The sequence below is a fragment of the Caldimonas sp. genome, assembly GCF_046289365.1.
Lineage (GTDB): Bacteria > Pseudomonadota > Gammaproteobacteria > Burkholderiales > Burkholderiaceae_C > Caldimonas.
On sequence record NZ_JBKBVU010000279.1, the window covers coordinates 1 to 2,969 of the forward strand.

2 protein-coding genes are annotated in these 2,969 nt (G+C 68.5%); both read left to right on the forward strand.

Annotation, left to right across the window (positions count from 1 at the left end; genetic code table 11):
* Positions 1-2,123, forward strand: a 2,123-nt coding sequence (gene polA / locus ACK42S_RS16895; RefSeq protein WP_409710291.1) for a DNA polymerase I, incomplete at its 5' end; no start/stop codon positions are given.
* Between the two features lie 154 nt (positions 2,124-2,277).
* On the forward strand, positions 2,278-2,969 hold a 692-nt coding region (locus tag ACK42S_RS16900; protein ID WP_409710294.1), incomplete at its 3' end, for a contractile injection system protein, VgrG/Pvc8 family.

A 2,969-nucleotide genomic window follows, 5' to 3' on the forward strand; every position in this document is an offset into this window, starting at 1 on the left:
TCAAGGGCGTGGCCGGCGAGAACCTGCGCAAGGCTCTGGACTGGCTGCCCCTGGGGCGGCGTCTCATTACCGTGGTGACCGATTGCGACCTCTCCGCCCACATCCCGATGTGGCCGCGCCTGGAGGCCCTGACGATGCGCGAGGTCGACACCCCCGGCCTGCTGGACTTCTACACCCGCCACGGTTTCAAAACCTGGAAGCGCGAGCTGGAGTCGCGCACCGCACCGGCCGCTGCAACCGCGGCGCAGGCCGACCCGCCCGGCAATGTGGCCGACCTGTTCTCCGACCCGCCACCCACCGGAGGGGGAGCGACGCTTGCGCGACACTACGAGACCGTGCTCGACTGGCACCGCCTGGAGGCCTGGATCGAACGCCTGAAGCGATCGCCGCTGGCCGCGCTCGACACCGAGACCGATTCGCTCGACGCGATGCGTGCACGCATCGTCGGCCTGTCCTTCGCCGTGCAGCCCGGCGAGGCCGCCTATGTGCCCACCGGCCATGCCTATGCCGATGCGCCTGCGCAGCTGCCGCTGGACGGCGTGCTTGAGCGCCTGAAACCCTGGCTGGAGGATGAGGTCTGTCCCAAGATCGGCCAGCACATCAAGTACGACATGCACGTGTTCGCCAACCATGGCATCGCGGTGCGCGGCTATGTGCACGACACGATGCTGCAAAGTTACGTGCTCGAGGCCCACCGGCCCCACAACCTGGGCAGCCTGGCCGACCGCCATCTCGGTCGCCACGGCATCGAGTACGAGGAACTGTGCGGCAAGGGGGCCCATCAGATCCCCTTTGCCCAGGTCGATGTGCGGCGCGCCACCGAATACTCGGGCGAGGACAGCGAGATGTGCCTGCACGTGCACCAGGTGCTGTGGCCGCGCATCGAGTCCGAATCGGGGCTGCGCTACGTCTACGAGTCCATCGAGATGCCCACTTCAGCCATCCTGCAGCGCATCGAGCGCAATGGCGTGAAGGTCGACGCGCAGGTGCTCGAGCGCCAGAGTCACGAGCTGGCCCAGCGTATCCTCGCGCTGGAGGCGCGTGCGCACGAACTGGCCGGCCAGCCTTTCAACCTGGGCAGCCCCAAGCAGATCGGCGAGATCCTGTTCGGCAAGCTCGGCCTGCCGGTGGTCAAGAAGACGGCCAGCGGCGCCCCGTCTACCGACGAGGAGGTGCTGGAAAAGCTCGCGGCCGACTATCCGCTGCCTGCGTGCATCCTCGAGCACCGCAGCCTGTCCAAGCTCAAGGGCACCTACACCGACAAGCTGCCCCAGATGATCAACCCGGACACGGGCCGCATCCACACCAACTACGCGCAGGCCGTGGCCGTGACGGGCCGCTTGTCGAGCAACGACCCCAATCTGCAGAACATCCCGATCCGCACGCCCGAGGGCCGGCGCATCCGCGAGGCCTTCGTGGCCCCGCCTGGCCGCGTGATCGTCTCGGCCGACTATTCCCAGATCGAGCTGCGCATCATGGCCCACATCTCGGGCGATGCGAACCTGCGCCGCGCCTTCCAGGAGGGTCTGGACGTGCACCGTGCCACGGCGGCGGAAATCTTCGGCCTGGACCCACAGCAGGTCACCAGCGAGCAGCGCCGCTACGCCAAGACCATCAACTTCGGTCTGATCTACGGCATGGGCGCTTACGGCCTGGCCGCCAGCCTGGGCATCGAGCAGAAGGCCGCCAAGGACTACATCGACCGCTATTTCCAGCGCTATCCCGACGTGAAGCGCTACATGGACACCACCAAGGCCCGCGCGGCCCAGCAGGGCTACGTGGAGACGCTTTTCGGCCGGCGCATCGTCCTGCCGGACATCCGCGGCGCCAACGGCCCGCGACGCAGTGCGGCCGAGCGCCAGGCCATCAATGCCCCCATGCAGGGCACGGCGGCCGACCTGATCAAGCTGGCGATGATCGCCGTCCAGGGGGCCCTCGACCGCGAGCAACGCCGCACGCTGATGATCCTGCAGGTGCACGACGAACTCGTCTTCGAGGTGCCCGAGGACGAGCTCGACTGGGTGAAAGCCGAGGTGCCGCGCATCATGGCCTCGGTGGCCGAACTCTCGGTGCCGCTGGTCGCCGAAGTCGGCGTGGGCCCCAATTGGGACCAGGCGCACTGAGCCCCTGATCCACGGGGGCGCTGATCGCGTGCCCTCTGCCCGGCCCGCTTTTTACCTTTGTCACACCCTGTTTCCAAAACCTGCTGGCCCGTGCTGGGAGGGGCTTGCTAGCATCGCGCGGCTTTCAGGGACAAGGACAAGCAAGGGAGGCCTGATGAGCGAGCCTTTCGATGCGGGCGCGCTGGCGGCGGTGTGGATGCAGGCTTTGGGCGACGCCGCCCGGCTGCACCACATACAAGGCCCGGGGCTGCAGGGTCTGCTGGTCGAGCGCTTTTGGGGCTGGGAGGCGCTCAACGAGCCCTACGAGTGGACGGTGCACGTGCTGTCGCTGCGGGCAGACCACGAGCTGCAGGACTGGCTGGACTGCCGCGCCGAGCTGCACACCGTGGGCGCGCAAGGGCAAGGCTACCGACTCAGCGGCCACATTGCGCAGGCCCGGGCGCTGGCGAGCAACGGGGCGCTGGCGCGCTACGAACTGCTGATCGTGCCGTGGCTGTGGCGGCTGCGCCTGGGCGGGCGGCCGCGGGCGTGGCAGCACTGCAGCGTGCGCCACATCATCGACGACGTCTTGGCCGGCTACCAGCCGCGCGCGGCGTGGCGCTGGAGCGCCGAAGTCGACGCCCACCTGGAGGCATTGGGCCCGTGGGACTACGTCGTGCAAGGCCGCGAGAGCGACCTGGCCTTCGTACAACGCCTGCTCGCGCGCGCCGGGCTGGGCCTGCGCTTCGAAGAAGTCGACGGCCAAGACGATGCCAGCGGCCTGGGCCACCGCGCCGTGCTCTTTGCCCACAGCCCCGACCCCCAAGCCTGCCCCGAACACCCCGACAGCGCGCGCTGGGGCGCCAT